Origin of the sequence: Nocardioides sp., assembly GCF_031422975.1 — a bacterium.
GTDB lineage: Bacteria > Actinomycetota > Actinomycetes > Propionibacteriales > Nocardioidaceae > Nocardioides.
On sequence record NZ_JANPEO010000159.1, the window covers coordinates 1 to 3,835 of the forward strand.

Consider the following 3,835-nt stretch of genomic DNA (forward strand, 5'->3'; position numbering starts at 1 on the left):
CACGCCGTCAAGGCCGGACACGTCGAGGCCAGCGGCCTGCGGGGCGCGTGCGCGGAACAGGTTGGAGGTCGGCTTGGCCAACCGGACGGGGGCGGCACCCGGCAGTGCGACGTACGACTCCAGGAGCCGCGCGACGCCCTCCCGGTGTCGATCCCACCCGACTGCGGTGCGCACCACTCCACGCTAGCGCGTTCGGATAGTCAGGTTAAGAGGGTCGAGCCGATCGCACCGCGAACGTCGCCCACGTGCACGGGCACCCCGGTGCCGGCGAACTCCCGGGCGGCGACCACCGACGGGGTGTCCGTGGATGAGGTGAGCACGACTCCCGCCTCCAGGCCGCGCGAGCCCGACGCGATCGCCATCGCGACGCACACGTCGAGCGCCGCCAGCGCGAGCGACGGCAACGCCACCGTGGCGGCGGCGTAGGTCCGCCCGTCGAGATCGCGCACGGCGGCACCCTCGGCCGCGGCGGTCCGGGCCCGCGTGGCCCGGGCGAGGGTGACCAGCTTCTGGTCCTCGCTCGACAGCGTCGGCTCGCTCTGGTCAGTCATCGCCGTCCTCCTGCTCGTCCTCGGGCTCCTCGGGCACCACCACACTGATCAGCACCGTGCCGATCTTGTTGCGCCGCCCGGTCTGGCGCTCCGCCTCGAAGCGGAGTCCGTGGCACTCCACCACCGACCCCGGGATGGGCACGCGGCCGAGGTGCTTGGCCATCAGGCCACCGACGCTGTCGACCTCTTCGTCGTGGACCTCGATGCCGACGACCTCGTCGAGATCGTCCACGGGGAAGCGTGAGGAGACCCGGTACGTCGAGTCGTCGACGTACTCCACCTCGATCTCGTCCTCGTCGTACTCATCGGTGATCTCCCCGACGATCTCCTCGAGGACGTCCTCGATGGTCACGATGCCGGCCGTGCCGCCGTACTCGTCGATGACGACGGCGATGTGCTGGCGCCGGGCCTGCAGCTCGGTCAGCAGCGAGTCGACCGGCTTGGACTCCGGCACCCAGTGAGCAGGGCGCATCACCTCGTCGACGCGCTGGGTGAACTCGACGTCGGGCTGCTCGAAGTCACGCCGGACGATGTCCTTGAGGTAGGCGATGCCGACGACGTGGTCGAGGTTCTCATCGATGACCGGGACCCGGGAGAAGCCGCTGCGCAGGAACAGCGACATCGTCTGGCGCAGGTTCTTGTGCCGCTCGATGTAGACGACGTCGGTGCGCGGGACCATCACTTCACGGGTGGTCGTGTCGCCGAGCTCGAAGACCGAATGGATCATCTTGCGCTCCCCGGACTCGATCACCGCCGACGCCTCGGCGAGGTCGACGAGCTCGCGGAGCTCGGTCTCGGTGGAGAACGGTCCCTCGCGGAAGCCCTGGCCGGGCGTGAGGGCGTTGCCGAGCAGGATCAGCAGCTGTGGGATCGGCCCCAGGATCGAGGTGACGAACGACAGGGGCCCGGCCGCGACCAGCGCGACCGTGGCGTCGTGCTGGCGGCCGAGGGTGCGCGGGGCCACCCCGATCGCGACGAACGAGACCAGCAGCATGGAGCCGACGGCGGTGAGGTAGGCGGGCCAGAAGTCGCCGTCGTAGAGGTCATGGATCCACAGCGCGACCATCACGATCGCGGCCGTCTCGCACAGCAGCCGCAGGAGCAGGGCGGTGTTGAGGTAGCGCGCCGGGTCCTCGAGGATCCGCACGAGGGGCCGCGAACCGGGCCGGCCCTCGTCCTCGAGCTCCTCGGCGCGGGCATGCGAGAAACCTCCGAGAGCGGCGTCGGCGGCGGAGAAGAGTCCGGCCATGAAGACGAGCAAGGCTGCTCCGAGGAGCAGCCACAGATCACCTATCACGGGGCCGGGACAGCGGATGGACCGCTGGACGGTGCACGTGGGGGGCCCGCCACTCCTCCAGCAACCGTTCCTGCAGGCCGAACATGTCCGTGTGCTCCTCAGGGGAGGCGTGGTCGTAGCCGAGAAGATGCAAGATGCCGTGGACGGTGAGCAGCTCGATCTCCGCGTCGCGCCCGTGGCCGGCCTCGAGGCCCTGGCGCTCGGCGATGGTCGGGCACAGCACCAGGTCGCCCAGGACGCCCTCCTCGGGATCCTCGGTGACCGTGCCGGGACGCAGCTCGTCCATCGGGAAGGCCAGCACGTCGGTGGGGCCCTCCTTCTCCATCCACTGCTCGTTGAGGAGCGCGATGGTGTCCTCGTCGACGGCCTTGATGCACAGCTCGGCCTGCGGGTGCACCCGCAGCCTGTCCATCACGAACCGGGACAAGGAGGAGAGGCGGCGTACGTCGAGGTCGGTGCCCGACTCGTTGAGGATCTCGATGCTCATGAGCGGGTCCCGAGGGGTCGGCCCTGCTCGGCGCGCGGTGTCGAGGCGTCGAACTCGTCGTAGGCCTCGACGATCTTGCCCACGAGCTTGTGCCGGACGACATCGCTGGCGGTGAGGCGGTTGAACGAGATGTCCTCGAGGCCGTCGAGGATGCCCTCGATGACCCGGAGGCCGGACTTCACTCCGCTGGGGAGGTCGACCTGGGTGACGTCACCGGTGACGACGATCTTGGAGCCGAAGCCGAGCCGGGTGAGGAACATCTTCATCTGCTCGGGAGAGGTGTTCTGCGCCTCATCGAGGATGATGAAGGAGTCGTTGAGCGAGCGGCCGCGCATGAAGGCCAGGGGGGCGACCTCGATGGTGCCGGCGGCCAGCAGCTTGGGGATCGACTCGGGGTCGACCATGTCGTGCAGCGCGTCGTAGAGCGGGCGGAGGTAGGGGTCGATCTTCTCGCTGAGCGTGCCGGGGAGATAGCCCAGCCGCTCCCCCGCCTCGACGGCCGGGCGGGTCAGGATGATCCGGTTGACCTGCTTGGCGTGCAGTGCCTGGACGGCCTTGGCCATCGCGAGGTAGGTCTTGCCGGTGCCGGCGGGGCCGATGCCGAAGGTGATCGTGTGCTTGTCGATGGAGTCGACGTAGTGCTTCTGGTTGACCGTCTTGGGGCGGATCGTGCGACCGCGGTTGCTTAAGATGTTGAGCGAGAGCACGTCGGCGGGCCGCTCCTTGGTCTCGGCCTTCATCATCGCGATGATGCGCTCGACGATCTCCTCGCTGACGCCCTGACCGGTGCGGATGATGGTGACGATCTCGTCGAGCAGACGCTCCGCGAGCGCGATCTCGGCGGGCGGGCCGCTGAGCGTGATCCGGTTGCCGCGGACGTGCACCGTCGCGCCGAAGGCCCGCTCGATGATGCCGAGGTGAGCATCGCCGGGGCCGAGCACACTGACCATGTCGATGCTGTTGGGCACGATGACGGTGTGCGTCGGTGCTGGTGAACTCTCAGTCATGGATGCCCTGGGCGGGCGGCCTTCCCGGATCGGTGGTGGAGCGAGACTCCATGCTACCGAGGCGGGACGGGGTCGCCCAACGAGTAGTCCCTCGATCGGCGTGAGAGCCTGCGGGCATGGCAGCTGGAGCGACTCCGGACCGCGAGGTCGTCCTCGAGACGGGAGTCGATCCGCACCCACCGGCCATCGTCGAGCTGCTCCGTCGGGTCTGGCATCGGGGATACGCGACCGAGGCCTCGTCGGCGGTCCTCGACTGGGCGAGATCGTCCGGATACGAACGCCTGTGGGCCACCGTTTGGGACTGGAACATCGCCTCTCGGCGGACCCTCGCCAAGCTCGGGCTCATCGAGACCGACCGGAAGGAAGTGGACGCGGTCCACGGGACCACCCTGTTCGCCACGCGACGGCTCTGACGCCGGCCTCGTACGCTGTTCACATGCCGGGTCCTGACCGCGACGCCCTCGAGTGGTACGACGAGGATCCCGACGACCAC

General features: G+C 68.9%; 5 protein-coding genes. 1 reads left to right on the forward strand and 4 read right to left on the reverse strand.

Going from position 1 to position 3,835, the window contains the following annotated elements; all coding sequences use genetic code 11:
- Positions 1–200: 200 nt before the first annotated feature.
- Genes RMO85_RS04995 through RMO85_RS05010 form a run of 4 tightly spaced genes read right to left on the reverse strand, consistent with a single transcriptional unit; the run spans position 201 to position 3,342 of the window.
- On the reverse strand, positions 201–551 hold the full coding sequence (locus RMO85_RS04995) for a cytidine deaminase (protein ID WP_310526855.1): 351 nt from the start codon (positions 549–551) through the stop codon (positions 201–203).
- A complete protein-coding gene (locus tag RMO85_RS05000; RefSeq protein ID WP_310526856.1) occupies positions 544–1,848 on the reverse strand; it encodes a hemolysin family protein in 1,305 nt (434 codons plus the stop codon). Before RMO85_RS05000 ends, RMO85_RS04995 begins: the two co-directional genes overlap by 8 nt.
- On the reverse strand, positions 1,838–2,335 hold the full coding sequence (gene ybeY / locus RMO85_RS05005) for an rRNA maturation RNase YbeY (RefSeq protein WP_310526857.1): 498 nt from the start codon (positions 2,333–2,335) through the stop codon (positions 1,838–1,840). The genes RMO85_RS05000 and ybeY overlap by 11 nt, the downstream gene beginning before the upstream one ends.
- Positions 2,332–3,342 carry a PhoH family protein gene (locus RMO85_RS05010; protein ID WP_310526858.1) on the reverse strand — a complete coding sequence of 337 codons (1,011 nt, stop codon included), beginning with the start codon at positions 3,340–3,342 and terminating at the stop codon, positions 2,332–2,334. Before RMO85_RS05010 ends, ybeY begins: the two co-directional genes overlap by 4 nt.
- 116 nt (positions 3,343–3,458) lie before the next feature.
- On the opposite strand from RMO85_RS05010, the gene RMO85_RS05015 reads away from it, so the two are divergent.
- Entirely contained in the window at positions 3,459–3,755 is a 297-nt protein-coding gene (locus tag RMO85_RS05015; protein ID WP_310526859.1) for a GNAT family N-acetyltransferase, read from the forward strand.
- Positions 3,756–3,835 lie beyond the last annotated feature (80 nt).

What these genes read in the sequence shown, in the direction of transcription:
- RMO85_RS04995 (WP_310526855.1), bottom strand. Translation starts at nt 551, where the DNA reads ATGACTGACCAGAGCGAGCCGACGCTGTCGAGCGAGGACCAGAAGCTG.
- ybeY (WP_310526857.1), bottom strand. Translation starts at nt 2,335, where the DNA reads ATGAGCATCGAGATCCTCAACGAGTCGGGCACCGACCTCGACGTACGC.
- RMO85_RS05010 (WP_310526858.1), bottom strand. Translation starts at nt 3,342, where the DNA reads ATGACTGAGAGTTCACCAGCACCGACGCACACCGTCATCGTGCCCAAC.
- RMO85_RS05015 (WP_310526859.1), top strand. Translation starts at nt 3,459, where the DNA reads ATGGCAGCTGGAGCGACTCCGGACCGCGAGGTCGTCCTCGAGACGGGA.